This window comes from Acidovorax sp. 62, assembly GCF_002754495.1.
Lineage (GTDB): Bacteria > Pseudomonadota > Gammaproteobacteria > Burkholderiales > Burkholderiaceae_C > Acidovorax.
Genome location: NZ_PEFJ01000001.1, coordinates 561,733 through 576,527, shown reverse-complemented (window position 1 = coordinate 576,527; position 14,795 = coordinate 561,733). Strand labels below are relative to the sequence as shown.

General features: G+C 61.4%; 16 protein-coding genes. 6 read left to right on the top strand and 10 right to left on the bottom strand.

Going from position 1 to position 14,795, the window contains the following annotated elements:
• Window positions 1-68 precede the first annotated feature (68 nt).
• Window positions 69-1,334, top strand: coding sequence for a multidrug effflux MFS transporter (locus tag CLU86_RS02600; protein ID WP_099740497.1), 1,266 nt, complete (start codon window positions 69-71; stop codon window positions 1,332-1,334).
• Here the strand turns inward: CLU86_RS02600 and CLU86_RS02595 are convergent.
• From CLU86_RS02595 to orn, 3 genes are all read right to left on the bottom strand, one after another.
• Window positions 1,331-2,752 carry a sensor domain-containing diguanylate cyclase gene (locus CLU86_RS02595; RefSeq protein ID WP_099740496.1) on the bottom strand — a complete coding sequence of 474 codons (1,422 nt, stop codon included), beginning with the start codon at window positions 2,750-2,752 and terminating at the stop codon, window positions 1,331-1,333. The genes CLU86_RS02600 and CLU86_RS02595 overlap by 4 nt on opposite strands.
• A 202-nt stretch (window positions 2,753-2,954) precedes the next feature.
• A complete protein-coding gene (locus CLU86_RS02590) occupies window positions 2,955-4,808 on the bottom strand; it encodes a DEAD/DEAH box helicase (RefSeq protein ID WP_099740495.1) in 1,854 nt (617 codons plus the stop codon).
• Between the two features lie 325 nt (window positions 4,809-5,133).
• Window positions 5,134-5,712: an oligoribonuclease gene (gene orn, locus CLU86_RS02585; protein WP_099658470.1), complete on the bottom strand. Its 579-nt coding sequence runs from the start codon at window positions 5,710-5,712 to the stop codon at window positions 5,134-5,136.
• A gap of 37 nt (window positions 5,713-5,749) precedes the next feature.
• On the opposite strand from orn, the gene CLU86_RS02580 reads away from it, so the two are divergent.
• The 3 genes from CLU86_RS02580 to rsgA are packed head-to-tail and all read left to right on the top strand — an operon-like array spanning window position 5,750 to window position 8,361.
• Window positions 5,750-7,057 (top strand): M48 family metallopeptidase, encoded by a 1,308-nt coding sequence (locus tag CLU86_RS02580; RefSeq protein ID WP_233194742.1) that lies wholly within the window; start codon window positions 5,750-5,752, stop codon window positions 7,055-7,057.
• On the top strand, window positions 7,054-7,395 hold the full coding sequence (locus tag CLU86_RS02575; protein WP_099658468.1) for a 4a-hydroxytetrahydrobiopterin dehydratase: 342 nt from the start codon (window positions 7,054-7,056) through the stop codon (window positions 7,393-7,395). Before CLU86_RS02580 ends, CLU86_RS02575 begins: the two co-directional genes overlap by 4 nt.
• A gap of 18 nt (window positions 7,396-7,413) precedes the next feature.
• Window positions 7,414-8,361 carry a ribosome small subunit-dependent GTPase A gene (gene rsgA, locus CLU86_RS02570; protein ID WP_099740493.1) on the top strand — a complete coding sequence of 316 codons (948 nt, stop codon included), beginning with the start codon at window positions 7,414-7,416 and terminating at the stop codon, window positions 8,359-8,361.
• A 51-nt stretch (window positions 8,362-8,412) separates the two neighbouring features.
• Here rsgA and CLU86_RS02565 read toward each other — a convergent pair whose 3' ends face one another.
• The 6 genes from CLU86_RS02565 to rpsP form a co-directional block, all read right to left on the bottom strand.
• Window positions 8,413-9,402, bottom strand: coding sequence for a CobD/CbiB family protein (locus CLU86_RS02565; RefSeq protein ID WP_099658466.1), 990 nt, complete (start codon window positions 9,400-9,402; stop codon window positions 8,413-8,415).
• Window positions 9,403-9,445: 43 nt separating this feature from the next.
• A complete protein-coding gene (locus CLU86_RS02560) occupies window positions 9,446-10,162 on the bottom strand; it encodes a CoA pyrophosphatase (RefSeq protein WP_233194740.1) in 717 nt (238 codons plus the stop codon).
• A 175-nt stretch (window positions 10,163-10,337) separates the two neighbouring features.
• Window positions 10,338-10,718, bottom strand: a complete 381-nt coding sequence (gene rplS / locus CLU86_RS02555) for a 50S ribosomal protein L19 (RefSeq protein WP_099659077.1) — start codon at window positions 10,716-10,718, stop codon at window positions 10,338-10,340.
• A gap of 129 nt (window positions 10,719-10,847) precedes the next feature.
• Entirely contained in the window at window positions 10,848-11,606 is a 759-nt protein-coding gene (gene trmD / locus CLU86_RS02550; protein ID WP_099740492.1) for a tRNA (guanosine(37)-N1)-methyltransferase TrmD, read from the bottom strand.
• A 38-nt stretch (window positions 11,607-11,644) separates the two neighbouring features.
• On the bottom strand, window positions 11,645-12,214 hold the full coding sequence (gene rimM / locus CLU86_RS02545; protein ID WP_099740491.1) for a ribosome maturation factor RimM: 570 nt from the start codon (window positions 12,212-12,214) through the stop codon (window positions 11,645-11,647).
• 73 nt (window positions 12,215-12,287) lie between these two features.
• Entirely contained in the window at window positions 12,288-12,539 is a 252-nt protein-coding gene (gene rpsP / locus CLU86_RS02540; protein WP_010463504.1) for a 30S ribosomal protein S16, read from the bottom strand.
• 136 nt (window positions 12,540-12,675) lie between these two features.
• On the opposite strand from rpsP, the gene CLU86_RS02535 reads away from it, so the two are divergent.
• On the top strand, window positions 12,676-13,197 hold the full coding sequence (locus CLU86_RS02535; protein ID WP_099740490.1) for a GNAT family N-acetyltransferase: 522 nt from the start codon (window positions 12,676-12,678) through the stop codon (window positions 13,195-13,197).
• 7 nt (window positions 13,198-13,204) lie between these two features.
• Window positions 13,205-13,651, top strand: a complete 447-nt coding sequence (locus CLU86_RS02530) for a TM2 domain-containing protein (protein WP_099740489.1) — start codon at window positions 13,205-13,207, stop codon at window positions 13,649-13,651.
• A 115-nt stretch (window positions 13,652-13,766) separates the two neighbouring features.
• Here the strand turns inward: CLU86_RS02530 and CLU86_RS02525 are convergent, their stop codons facing one another.
• On the bottom strand, window positions 13,767-14,780 hold the full coding sequence (locus CLU86_RS02525) for an inorganic phosphate transporter (RefSeq protein WP_099658461.1): 1,014 nt from the start codon (window positions 14,778-14,780) through the stop codon (window positions 13,767-13,769).
• Window positions 14,781-14,795: the final 15 nt, after the last annotated feature.

The following is a 14,795-nucleotide window of genomic DNA, read 5'->3' as shown; positions in this document are numbered from 1 at the left end:
CGTAGTTTCGGCTTTTTGCTTTGGCGCACGCAAAATCCCTTTCTGCGCCCCCAACATCCACCCTGGCAATGAACCCACAAGCCGACACGCTCTGGACTGGCCCCAAATGGGCACTGGCCGTTCTCCTCGCCATTCTGGGCATGCTGGGACCCTTCTCCATTGACACCTACATTCCTGCGTTTTCAGGCATTGCTACAGCGCTGGGGGCCACCCCCGTCCAGATGCAGCAAACGCTGTCGGCCTATCTGTTCGGCTTCGCCTTCATGAATCTGTTCCATGGCGCGCTGGCAGACAGCTTCGGGCGCAGGCCGGTGGTGCTATGGGGCATTGCGCTGTTCACCCTGGCGTCCGCCGGATGCGCTTTGTCGCAAAACATTGGGCAGCTGGTTTTTTTCCGCGCAGTGCAAGGGCTGTCTACAGGGGCAGGCATCGTGGTGTCTCGCGCCGTCATCCGCGACATGTTCCCACCCGCACAAGCCCAGCAGGTGATGAGCCAGGTCACCATCTACTTTGGAGTGGCACCCGCCATCGCACCTATTGTGGGCGGCTGGCTGTTTGTACACACGGGTTGGCAAAGCATTTTCTGGTTCCTGACCCTGGTGGGGGCCACCCTGTGGATCACCAACTTCAGGCTGCTGCCCGAAACGCTGGCCCACCAACACCGTCAGCCGTTCAATGTTCAGCACCTGATGCGCGGGTATTGGACATTGGGCGCCAGCCCCAAGTTTGTGCTGCTGGCCTTTGCCAGCGGCATTCCGTTCAACGGCATGTTTTTGTACGTGCTCTCTGCCCCCGCCTTTTTGGGAGAGCACCTGCAACTCGCGCCCACGCAGTTTTTCTGGTTCTTTGTGCTGACCATCTCCGGCATCATGGGGGGCGCATGGCTGAGCGGACGACTGGCCGGGCGCATTGCCCCCAAGCGCCAGATCAGGCATGGGTTCGTCATCATGTTCAGCGTGGGCATCGTGAACGTTGCGCTGAATTTTCTGATCCCACCCCACCCTGCCTGGGCACTGCTCCCTATCGCCATTTTTGCCTTCGGCTGGGCCCTCATGGTGCCTGTGGTCACCCTGCTGGTGCTGGACCTGGTGCCCGAACGCAGAGGCATGGCGTCGTCCTTGCAGGCCTTCGTCGGCTCCACCGCCAACGGCATTGTCGCGGGGGTGATTTCTCCGATGGTCATGCATTCCACGCAAGGCTTGGCACTGGCATCCTTGTCGATGCTGGGCATCGGGCTCGTGGCTTGGCTTTATTTGCACCACCGCTGGCCTGAGATCGGAGCCCAAGCCAGCCATCCGCCAACCCTCGTACCAACCCCAGCAGAAAAATCCTAGCGCCTGCGCTCTGCACCAATCTGCTGGTAGTAGCGCCTCTTTTCCTCGTACATGGCCTGGTCGGCCTTGTGCAAGGCAGCCTCAACCCCCTCCCCCGACTGGCAACAGGCAATGCCTATGGCAAAGCCCAAAGGCTGGCCTGAGTAAAACTGGTTGTTCAGCTCAATCAACGACTGGATGCGCTCGCGCACGACCTGGGCCGCGCGCTCGTCCAGGCCGGGCAGCAACACCGCAAACTCATCTCCCCCCACCCTGGCAGCACAGGCGGGCGCATCCACCGCTTTGGCCAGTACCTCGCCCGCACGGCGCAGCATGGCATCGCCCGCGGCATGCCCCTGCTCATCGTTGATGGCCTTGAGACCATTCAAATCAATGGCGATCACCGCAAAGGGCCATGGCCCTTTGCGGGTCAGGCGGTTGAGCTCTTCCGCATAAAACGCACGGTTGCGCAGCTGAGTGAGGACATCGTGCTTGCCCAGATACTCCAGGTAGGCCTCCGCCTTCTTGCGCGCGGTAATGTCCACCAACGACAGCAACACCAGACTCCAATCATCCAGGTGGCTGCCCAGCACCGAGAACTGCATGTGGATGTGCACCACATCCCCCGACAGGGAATAGTTCGTGACCTCGCGCTGCTGCACCGTCTTGCCATCCCACAGGTCCTGCAACTGCTCCGCAAAAGACTCTTGCATCTCCCCCCGAAAAACGCGGCCGATGTTGTTGAGCAAATGCTCTTTGGAGGTAGCGCCAAACATCTGCAGCGTCTGCTGGTTAACATCGATCACGCGGATTTCTTGCATGCACCGCGAAACGAACTCCGGGTGCACCTTCAAGAAGGTTTTGAAATCGACAATACCCTGCGCACGCACCCCCTCCAGCAACAACTTGATGGCGCTGAAGTCCTCCACCCACAAAGAGACGGGTGAGTATTCGAACAAATCGCGGGCGTAGTGCTCGCTGCGCTGCAAACGGGCAGCCCCCTGCACCTGCTGCGTGATGTCCTCCAGGGAGACCAAGACCCGCCCCCAATCCGCCTCATGGCCCGGCAAGACACGGATGCTGATGCGCACATCAAGCCGCCGACCGTCCAGGGCGTAATTCACAGTCTCATTGGTGAACTCCAGCCGCCCCTCCCACAGCTGGACCATTTCGCGCACCATGGCCGTGTGCATATCGCCCCGGAACACCAGGGCAAGCTGGCCCAGCAACTCCGACTGGCTGGCAGCGGAGAACAAGTCCAGCGTGCGCTGGTTCACACGCAGCACCTTGAGAGACGCGCTGCACTGCGAGAGCAGCAATGGATCAGACTGCAAGTGGGCCTGCAAGTCCTCCACCCCCTGGGCACGCCAGCGCTCAAACAGCGCCTTCAAGGCGCTGTAATCCTCCAACCACAGCGAGACAGGCGCCAGATTGAACATGTGCTCGAAAGCAGCATCAGAAGAGTCGGTGGGCAGCACAAGGATTCCTTTCTGCGCCCATTATGCGAGGGTCCAGACCCATCATGCGGGCACAGGCTGGTGCATCTTGTGGATGGTGGGGCCATGAAAAAAGGCCGCCTCTCTTGCGAGAGGCGGCCTTTGACCCAAAGCAACCCAGGACCAATGCCTGGGCTACAAAAAATCAACGCGCAGGGCGTGCAGGACGCTTGCGTGCATCGTGGGGCGCAAACGGCTTGCCACCAGCAGGCTTGGCGAAAGCGGGCTTGCGTGGAGCGAAGTCACCACGGTCACCACCACGGGGGGCACCCATGTCGCCTCGGGGGGCAAAGCCACCACCACGCGGGGCATTGTCACCAAAGCCAGGCTTGCGGCCATAGCCCTCACCATCACGGCGCGGAGCGAAGCCACGGTCTTCGCGAGGGGCATAACCATCGCCACCACGGGGCGCGGGAGCACCACGACCAGCAAAACCGCCACCAAAGCCGCCGCCGAAACCACCACGGTCGTTTCCACCACGATCATTGCCGCCGCGTGCTGGACCACCAAAACGGCGGTCACGGGACTGGTTATCGCGGCCTTCAAAACCACCCGAACGGCCACGGCCACCGAAGTCGCCACGGGGTGCTTGAGGAGCGCGCTGCGCAGGCTCCAGGCCAGGAATCACTTCCGACTTGAATTGCTGACGGCTGTAGCCTTCAATGTCAAAAATCTTGCGGCGGTCACGGAACTCAGCAAACGTGACAGCCAGACCATCACGCCCCGCACGGCCCGTACGGCCAATGCGGTGGGTGTAATCCTCAGCCTTCATGGGCAGGCCAAAGTTGAACACGTGGGTGATGGTAGGCACATCGATACCACGCGCCGCCACATCGGTGGCCACCAGGATCTGCACTTGACCACTGCGCAGCGCCATCAGGCGGCGGTTGCGCAAACCTTGGCTCAGGGCACCGTGCAGGGCCACGGCCGAGAAGCCGTCTTGCTGCAGGTCGTTGGCCAAACCGTCACATTCCACCTGGGTGCTCGCAAAAACGATGGCCTGGTTGATCGATGTGTCGCGCAGCCAGTGATCCAGCAGCTTGCGCTTGTGCTGTGCGTTGTCAGCCCAGTACAGCATCTGCTTGATGTTGGTGTGCTTCTCTTGCGGCGAATCAATGGTCACCTTTTGCACCGACGAACCACCGTCGTGCATCACACGCATGGCCAGTTGCTGGATGCGCGGCGCGAAGGTGGCGCTGAACATCATGGTCTGCTTGCGCTGGGCTGTGAGCTGGTTCAACTCGGCCAGATCGTCCGAGAAGCCCAGGTCCAACATGCGGTCAGCCTCGTCCACCACCAAAAACTGCACCTTGTCGAGCTTGATTTGCATCGAGCGCTGCAGGTCCAGCAGACGGCCAGGGGTGGCGACCACGAGGTCGGCGTTCTGCAGCTTGGCGATCTGCAGCTGGTAGGGCATGCCGCCCACCACGTTGGCCACGCGCAGGCCACGGCAGTGCTTGACCAAGTCGATGGCATCGTGTGCCACCTGCTGGGCCAGTTCACGCGTGGGGCACAGGATCAGGGCGCCAGGGGTGGCAGCCTTGAAATTGCGCGAGCTGGTGGGATCCTTGCGCTTGGCGCGCTTAGGAGCAGGCTCGCCGCGCTCAGCAGCTTCGGCCACGGCGCGCTCGAAAGCAGCGCGCTCTTCGGCTTCTGCAGCGGCTTGCTGGTTGATCAGCGTGTGCAGCACAGGCAGCAGGAAAGCTGCTGTCTTGCCGCTACCGGTCTGGCTGGAGACCATCAGGTCGATGAACTTGGAGGCATCGCTGCCCATGGCCAGAGGGATGGCCTTGCGCTGCACGCTGGTGGGCTGGGTGTAGCCCAGGTCAGCCACGGCTTGCACGAGCTCAGGCGCCAAGCCCAGTTCGACGAAGCCATTGGGCTCGGCAGTGACGGCATCCACAGGCGCATCGGCCACGGCAGCGACAGCCGAAATTTCAGCGGCAAAAGAAGATTCAGCAGGCGCGAATTCGCCCTGCACTTGCAAAGTGTCGGTCATATTTTTCTCACACGAAGCCTGCCGCTGGCAGGCGCCAGCGGTGGTTCCGTCAATGGTTAAAAAACATCAACCATCAAACGAAACCTGCCTTGGCTATACCCGAGGCGGGTGGGCAAAGATCGCAAAGCTCGCGTTGCAATTTGCAACGGGCTTGCAAGCCCAGTGTGTGAGGGGAGATGCACAATCTGCGTCAGAAAACTGCGCAGCCATCGATTATTGCATGGTTGAGGGTTTTCCCGCAATAGGGGAAAGGCAAATTACCTGCAATCGCCCCAGGAGTCCAAGCGAATCGCAGGGCCTCGCCATTCGCCCGGCAGGCCTGCCATCACACCGAAAGCAAATGGGTGCGGTAGTGGGCCAGCTCTTCGATCGATTCATGCACATCCGCCAGTGCCGTGTGCTTTTGCGCTTTCTTGAAGCTGCTGTAGGCCTCGGGCTTCCAGCGCTTGGCCAGTTCCTTGAGGGTGCTCACATCCACATTGCGGTAGTGAAAAAATCGCTCCAGCTTGGGCATGTAGCGAACGAGAAAACGGCGGTCTTGCCCAATGCTGTTGCCACACATCGGGGCCACGCCCTTGGGCACGTATTTGCTCAAAAACGCAAGAATCTCCTGCTCAGCCTGGGCCTCCGTCACCTGGGACGCCTTGACTTTGTCGGTCAGGCCACTGCGGCCATGCGTGCCACGGTTCCAAGCATCCATCTTGCCAAGTTGCTCATCAGACTGGTGAATCACAATCACCGGGCCTTCAATGCGCGGCTCCAAATTGGGGCCAGTGACCACCACGGCAATTTCCAGCAATCGGTCGTTTTCAGGGTCCAGGCCGGTCATCTCACAGTCCAGCCAGACCAGATTTTGGTCTGATTTGGAGAGCGCGGCGGGGATAGGGGTGTTAGCTTCTGACATGGGGCGCATTGTCGCCGATGACCTAAACTCGCCGCACATGGCAGCCCTTGACACCCCCTCCCCCTCCCTGCTTCTGACCCTGCTGTTTGCCTTGGCCGTCAGTGCGGGCATGCTCCTCAAGCTGTGGCTTGCGTCCAGGCAAATCCGCCACGTAGCGCGACACCGCAGCGCCGTGCCACAGGCCTTCGCCGCACGCATTGGCCTGGCAGCCCACCAAAAAGCCGCTGACTACACCCTGTCCAAAACACGCCTGGAGTTGCTGGAGCTGGCCTTGGGCACGGCCGTGCTGTTGGGCTGGACCTTGCTGGGCGGACTGAGCCTGCTCAACCAAGCCCTGCTGCAGTGGCTGGGGGGTGGCATGTTGCAAAAACTGGCGCTGCTGGCGACCTTTGTGCTCATCAGCGGGCTCATCGATCTGCCGCTATCGCTGTACAAAACCTTCGTGCAAGAAAAGCGGTTTGGGTTCAACCACATGACCCCCAAACTTTGGCTGATTGACCTGTGCAAATCCACGCTGCTGGGCGCCGCCATTGGCCTGCCGATTGCCGCAGCCATTTTGTGGCTGATGGGCCAGGCAGGCGCCTACTGGTGGGCTTGGGCCTGGGGGGTGTGGATAGGTTTCAATCTGCTGCTCATGGTGATTTTCCCCACCTTCATTGCGCCGCTGTTCAACCAGTTCAAGCCCCTGGAAGACGACGCCCTGAAGCAGCGCGTATCTGAGCTGATGCGGCGCTGCGGCTTTGCAGCCAAGGGCCTTTTTGTCATGGATGGCAGCCGCCGCAGTGCCCACGCCAATGCGTACTTCACGGGCTTTGGCGCGGCCAAGCGGGTGGTGTTTTACGACACCCTGCTGCGACAGCTCACCCCCGGTGAAGTGGAGGCCGTACTCGCGCACGAGCTGGGCCACTTCAAGCACCGCCACATCGTGCAGCGCATCGTGAGCCTGTTCGCCTTCAGCCTGGTGGGCTTCGCCCTGCTGGGCTGGCTGTCCACCCAAGCCTGGTTCTACACCGGGCTGGGGGTACTGCCATCCATGGGGCTGCAGGCCGATGGCACAGCGGCGCCCAACGACGCGTTGGCACTGCTGTTGTTCATGCTGGCAACACCGGTGTTCACCCAGTTCATCTCTCCCCTGTTTTCACAGCTCTCGCGCAAGCACGAGTTCCAGGCCGATGCCTATGCCGCATTGCAAACACAGGCGGCAGACCTGTCATCGGCTTTGCTCAAGCTGTATGAGGACAATGCGTCCACACTGACGCCCGACCCCATCTACGTGAAGTTCTACTACTCCCACCCACCCGCTTCCGAGCGGCTGGCCCGACTCCCTCTCACCACCACACCATGACCTCCATGCTGAAGAAAAAAGACTGGTCAACGCAGACCCGTCGGGCGCTGAAAGCTCCTGAAGTTGTAGCAAAACTGGCCCAACTCGAAGGCTGGAGCCTGAGTGGCGATGGCGCCGATGTGGCCATCGAAAAGACCTACCGCTTTGCCAACTATTACGAAACCATCGCGTTCGTGAACGCGGTTGCCTTTATCGCCAACGCGCAAGACCACCACCCCGACCTGTCGGTGCACTACAACCGCTGCGTGGTGCGTCTTAACACCCATGATGTGCAGGGCATTTCGATCACCGATATCGAATGCGCAGCGCAGTTTGACGGCCTGCTGGTGCTGGCATGACCCGCACCGGCTTGAACCATGGCTGAGCGCAGCGCCCTGATGCAAGGCACCGTGGTAGCCAGCCATGGTCGCCACTGCGTGGTGGAAACACCCGACGGCCAGCGCCGCATTTGCCACCCTCGGGGCAAGAAAAGCCAAGCGGTGGTGGGCGACCACGTGCTGTGGCAGGCCGCCCCAGCCGGGCAAGGAGACGAAGGGACCATCGAGAAAGTACAGGAGCGGCGCAACCTGTTCTATCGCCAAGATGAGATCCGCACCAAGTCTTTCGCCGCCAACATCGACCAGGTGCTGATCCTGATCGCTGCAGAGCCCGTGTTTTCAGAAAGCCAGTTGGCCCGCGCACTGATCACAGCAGAAGCCACCCACATCACACCGCTGATTGCACTGAACAAAAGCGATCTGGTGGAGCCCTTTGCACGCGCCTGGGCGCGGCTGCAGCCCTATCGCCACATGGGTGCAGAGGGCAAGCACTACGGGGTACTCCCTCTGTCGCTGACGCAATCCAGCGACGTGGACCGCAATGCCCTCATGGGACACCTGAAGGGCAAGACCACCTTGGTGCTCGGCCCCTCTGGCTCCGGCAAAAGCACCTTGATCAACCTGCTGGTGCCCGGCGCCACGGTGCTGACAGGCGAAATCTCCCAGGCGCTGAACTCTGGCAAACACACCACCACCAGCACCCACTGGTACTGGGTGGATGCAGAGCGCACCACCGCACTGATCGATTCACCAGGGTTTCAAGAGTTTGGGTTGCACCACATCGCACCCATGCAACTCGCCAGTTGCATGCCCGATATTGCAGCCCATGCCACAGACTGCCGGTTCTACAATTGCACCCATTTGCACGAACCGGGTTGCGGTGTTTTGGACACGTTGAAAAAGCCCACTGAGCAAGGCGGAATCAGCGCGACACGCTACAAAATATATAGCGATTTATTTGCAGAGCTGAGCCAGCCACGGTACTGATACCCAGAGCACAACGCCCGCCCTGGGCTGGGCAAGCGCTAGCAGCGACCTTCAGCCCAGCAGGCGGGCCAAGGTCAACAGGGCCAGCAGCAGCATCCACACCACCACCGAGCGCCACACCAAGCCCACGACGCTGCGCAGATGGCCCACTTCGGGCGCCACGCCCGGGGTGGAGTCGCTGTCGCCCAGGTCGGCATCCATCTCCAGCCCCTGCTGTGCAGCCATCGCATCCACGCGGGCCTTCAAAGCCTCACCGCCCAGGCGGACATTGATGGCCCCCGCCGTGGCAGCCAGCACCACCCCATCGTTGTCGTTGGGGAAGCGCTGGGCATGGAAGCGCCAGCCCTCAATCGCCTCCTCAAAACTGCCGACCACCGCGAAGCTCAGCGCCGTCAGCCGCGATGGCAACCAGTCCATGGCCCACCAGGCTTTGGCAGAGGCCTGTTGCAGCGCCTCGCTGGCCGACTGGCCAGCCGCATGGTGGCGCGGGTGCCAGTACCGAGAGACAAACTCCGCCATGCGGTACAACACCGCGCCAGTAGGGCCAAGCCCCACAGCCGCCAGAATCGAGAACCAGGCCAGAACGCCAAACACGTGCCGGTGGGCCGCAATGACCGAATACTCGATCACATGGCGCACGATCTCGCTGCGCGGCAGCATGCCGACATCCACCTGCTGCCAATGCGCCAAACGCTCCCGAGCAGCGTCTTCCTGCCCTTCCTCCAAGGCATCACGAATGCCCGTGAAGTGGTGGCTGAACTGGCGAAACCCCAGCGTGATGTAGAGCACCGCCACGCTCCAGAGCACGGCGAAAGGCCAGCCCAGCCCCCACAGCAGCGCCCAATGGATGGCCAGGGTAATCAGCGCCGGTAAAACCACGGCCAGGCTCCAGGCCACCCAGCCGTGGTGGGTCTTGCCCGCATCGAAGTTGCGACTCACAGACAGTGCCCACGCGCGCAGCCCGGCGTGGATGGGATTGCTTCTGGACAGGGGGCGTGCCTGCTCGATCAGCAGAGCGAACAGGATGGCAAAGAAACTCATGGGACCAATGATAACGGGCCGCCAGCCACGCCATCCACCATGGTCAGGCACTCAAGAATCGGTACAGATTGCGCAGCATGCCCGCTGTCGCGCCCCAGATGAAGCGGTGCTGCCCCCCATCGTCATACGGCATGGAGAACCACTGCCGATGAATACCGCCAGCCTCAAAGACATGGTGGCGGTGGTGGGCCGGGTTCATCAAAAACGCCAAAGGCACCTCAAACACATCGGCCACTTCGTGGGGATTGGGCTGCAACTCAAAATCTGGCGCCACCAGCGCCACCACCGGCGAGATGATGAAAGAGGAGCCCGTGACGTAGGTGGGCAGCACGCCGAGCACTTCGGCATAGGCAGCGGCCAGCCCAACCTCCTCATGCGCCTCCCTCAGGGCCGTGTGAGAGGGGCTGGCGTCTTCAGGATCGGTCCGCCCTCCCGGAAATGCCACCTGCCCGGAATGCGTGGACAGGTGCGCTGTGCGCTCCGTCAGCAACACCATGGGCTGCTCACGCTGCACGATGCCCACCAACACAGCCGCCTGCGCTGGCGCGCGATTGGCATAGGGCTTCTCCAGCACCACTTCGGGCGCCCACACGGGCGGGTTTGCAAAGCGCTGGCGCAAGGCGGTTGCCGTCAACGCGGCCGCATTGACAGAGGGTAAATGGGCATCTACCTGGGTGACAGGCACTTTGCGCGGATCAAAGCCAGGGATCGCACTCAGCGCAACAGCGACAGGGGGTTCAGAGCGGTGGGGTGTGTTCACAGCAAGCAAAAGCCAAGACAGAGAAAGCGCAGGAAAGCGGATACGGCACAACCCCAGTCGGCGCGAAAAAATCCGGGGGCCGCGCCGCCGCACATTGATTCGGAGGCAGAAATGAAAAAACCGCTACAGGCCAAGGCACTGTAGCGGTTTGCAGCATCCGAGAATGCCTGGCGCCTTATGCGGCGACAGCTGCAGCCTTGCGCGAAGGCAGCTTTTCCTTGATACGTGCCGACTTACCGCTGCGGTCACGCAGGTAGTACAGCTTGGCACGGCGCACGTCACCACGGCGCTTGACTTCGATGCTGGCGATCAGCGGGCTGTAGGTTTGGAACGTACGTTCCACGCCTTCGCCGCTGGAGATCTTACGCACGGTGAAGCCGCTGTTCAGGCCGCGATTGCGCTTGGCAATCACCACGCCTTCGTAAGCCTGCACGCGCTTGCGGGTACCTTCCACCACGTTCACGCTCACGATGACGGTGTCACCAGGGGCGAATTCGGGGATGGTCTTGTTCAAGCGGGCGATTTCTTCCGCTTCCAGGGTCTGGATCAGGTTCATGTTGATATCCAACGATCTTGTCCGCGCCAAAAATGGCTGCGTCGGGATTGACGTTCAGGGTTTTGCCAAGGTTTGCATCTTGCACAAAACGGCCGGCCAGAGGATCGAAAAGCCTTCTATTATAGCCAGTCAGCGCAATTTGGCCAATACCGCTTCGTCTGCAGGCTTGAGCGAGCCTGCGGCGCGTGCCGCGTCAATCAGGTCTGGGCGATGCTGGGCGGTGGTCAGCAGCCGCTGATCACGGCGCCAGCGCTCGATCTGAACGTGGTGGCCCGACATCAAAGGCGCCGGCACCGCCCTGCCCGCCCACTCCTCGGGGCGGGTGTAGTGCGGGCAATCCAGCAAACCATCCAACGCAGGATTGAAGCTGTCGAGCTGGTGGCTGCCTTCGTCATTGAGCACACCGGGCTGCAGTCGGGTGACGGCATCCAGCAGGGCCAGGGCCGCAATCTCCCCCCCAGACAACACGAAATCGCCCAGGCTCAGTTGCACCCCCACATGGGCATCAATGAAGCGCTGGTCAATGCCTTCATAGCGACCGCACAGCAAAACAGCCCCGGCGCTGGCAGACCAGCCCTCTACTTCGGCATGGTTGAGCCTGCGACCAATGGGAGAAAACAGCACCAAGGGCACCTGGGCTTCTGGCGCCTCGTTGCGCTGTGCGCGAATGTCTGCCAGGCAGCGCTCCAAGGGCTCGGCCATCATCACCATTCCAGGGCCACCGCCAAAGGGGCGGTCGTCCACCCGGCGGTAATTGCCCTGCGCGTAGTCACGCGGATTCCACAAGCGCACATCCACTTGACCAGTGCTGTAGGCACGGCGCGTCACACCAGCCGCAAGGAAAGGCGCAAACAGCTCCGGGAACAGGGTGATGACATCAAAGCGCATGAAAGACCACCTCAGAGGGACAAGGCAAAGCGGTCGCTTCAGTAGTCCGGCTGCCAGTCCACGGTGATGCGCTTCTCGGGCAGCTCCACCTTGTCCACAAAGGCCGATACAAAGGGAATCATGCGCTCCTGCGCCTTGCCGTCTTGCTCATAAGCCAGCACCAGCACGGTTTGCGGGCCTGTGGAGAGCAGCTCACGCACTTCACCCAGGGCAATACCCTCGCGGTTGACGACCTGCAGGCCAATCAAATCCACCCAGTAATACTCATCACTACCGGTAGACGGAAAACTGGAACGCGGCACAAACACGCGCGCGCCGCGCAATGCCTCTGCGGCATCGCGGTCATCCACACCCTCCGCCCAGGCCACCACGGTGTCGGAATGGTCCTTGGCCTGGCGGATTTTGAGCAGCAACGTGCCAGAAAATGTTTTGGCTCCGCGCTCTGAGGGCTGCAGAAACCAGCGTTTGGCCGAAAACAAGGCCTCAGGGCTGGTGCTGTGGGGCAAAACCTTGAACCAGCCCTTGACCCCCCAGGCGTCGGCAATGCGCGCAACCTCGACGGCATCTTCGGGCAGGTCAATCGGTTCGAGCGTGAGGGAGGTGGCCATGTTGGGATCAGACAAAAAGAAAAGGGCGGGATCCGCCGGGAAAACCCACGGAGCCCGCCCTCTTCAGGGGACTTTAAGCAGCCTTCTTGGCGGCTTGCTTGATCAGACGGTCCACGGTAGGCGAGGACTGGGCGCCCACGCTTTGCCAGTACGTCAGGCGGTCTTGCACGATGCGCAGGCCTTCTTCGGTTTCCTTGGCTGTAGGGTTGTAGAAGCCAATGCGCTCAATGAAGCGACCATCGCGACGAACGCGCTTGTCAGCCACAACGATGTTGAAGAAAGGACGGCCCTTGGAGCCGCCGCGGGAGAGTCGAATGACGACCATGATTTATCCTTCGGGTGGTGAGCCAGCGTCAAAATGCGCAGGCCACGGAAATTTCGCAACGTTTGAGACACGCGACATGACCACCCGGCCAGCGACACGCTGCAAAGCCTGCAATTATATCCACAACCCTCTCCGTATGCCCACCATCCGCCCCAGCACTGACGCCGATATCGCCGCCATCACCGCCATTTACACCCACCACGTCCTGCACGGGACAGGCACCTTCGAGATCGATCCCCCCTCCGAATCCGACATGGCGACGCGCCGAGCCGACGTGCTGGCGCGCCAACTGCCCTGGATCGTGGCGGAAAAGAACGGCGAAGTTCTGGGCTTTGCCTACGCCAACTGGTTCAAGCCCCGCCCGGCGTACCGCTTTTCGGCCGAAGACTCGATTTATGTGGCCGAAGCCGCTCGCGGCATGGGCGTAGGCCGCAAATTGCTGGCAGAGCTGGCCGTGCAGGCAGAGGCGGCCGGTGTGCGCAAACTGCTGGCGGTGATCGGTGACTCGGCCAACGCGGGCTCCATCGGCGTGCACCGCTCGCTGGGCTTCACGGACGTGGGCATCATGCGATCGGTGGGCTGGAAGTTTGGCGCCTGGCGCGACATCGTGCTCATGGAAAAGGTGCTGGGCGCTGGCGACACGACTGCACCCGAGTGAAGCCCGCATGAAAAACAAAACCCTGGCCGCCTGGCTGGCCTTCCTGGGTGGGCCGCTGGGCCTGCACCGTTTTTACTTGCGCGGTCTGTCGGACATGCTGGGCTGGATGCTGCCCATCCCCACGGCACTGGGGCTGTACGGCATTCAGCGGGTGCAGCAGTTTGGCCAGGACGACCAGTACAGCTGGGTGCTGATCCCGCTGCTCGGGTTCACCATTGCGGGCTGCGCGCTGCAGGCCATTTGGTATGGCTTGCAGACACCCGAGAAGTGGAACGCCCGCTACAACCCCACCGCCCCCGCAGAGGCCGCCCCCGGCCAAACCCGCTGGCTCACCATTGGCGCCATTGTGGTTTCGCTGCTGGTGGGCACCACAGTGCTGATGGCCAGTTTGGCATTCAGCTTTCAGCGCTACTTTGAATACCAGATCGAGGAAGCGCGAAAGATATCGCAGTAACCCCAGCGGTGGCCCAGACGCTGGAGCCCCAGACAAAACGCCCTGTTCGGCCATCAGCCAAACAGGGCGTTAGCGCTTTCTTTATAAGCGCAAGCAGCTATTATTTCAATAGCAATCAGAACAACTGCAAGCTGATCCAGTACGCAATGGCCGCCACGAATGCGCTAGCCGGTATCGTCAAAATCCAGGCCCAGATAATGTTGCCCGCCACGCCCCAACGCACGGCGCTGGCACGCTGGGTGGAGCCCACACCCACGATGGCACCGGTGATGGTGTGCGTGGTGGACACTGGGATACCGAGCGTGGTGGCCAGGAACAGCGTGAGCGCCCCGCCCGTCTCGGCGCAAAAGCCGCCCACCGGCTTGAGCTTGGTGATCTTCTGGCCCATGGTCTTGACGATGCGCCAGCCGCCAAACATCGTGCCCAGGCCAATGGCCACGTAGCAGCTCACGATGGTCCAGGTCGGTGGCGCCGCATCGGTGGCCGAAGCGTAGCCGGTAGAGATGAGCAACAGCCAGATGATGCCGATGGTCTTTTGCGCGTCGTTACCCCCATGCCCCAGGCTGTAGGCGCCAGCAGACACGAGCTGCAGACGGCGGAACCATTTGTCCACCTTGCTCGGACGCACCCGGCGGAATATCCAGGCCACCGCCACCATCATCAGCGAGCCCAGCAAGAAGCCCAGCAATGGCGAGATGAAGATGAAAGCCACCGCCTTCAGAATGCCCGCTGCCACCAGCGCACCGGCCCCCGCCTTGGCAATCACCGAGCCCACAATGCCCCCGATGAGCGCATGCGAAGAGCTGCTGGGAATGCCGTAGTACCAGGTGATCACGTTCCAGGTAATGGCACCCACCAGGGCACCAAACACCACGTGCACATCCACGATGCCAGGCTGCACGATGCCCTTGCCCACCGTGGCCGCCACGGTCAGGTTGTGGAAGACAAAAATCGCCACGCAATTGAAAAAGGCGGCAAAAAGCACTGCCTGCGCAGGCTTGAGCACCCCGGTAGACACCACGGTCGCAATCGAGTTGGCCGCATCATGAAACCCGTTCATGAAGTCGAACAAAATCGCCAGCGCGACGAGCAGCATCACAACCCACAGGGCCGTTTGTACGGTTTCCATGTTGGTCCGCCCAGT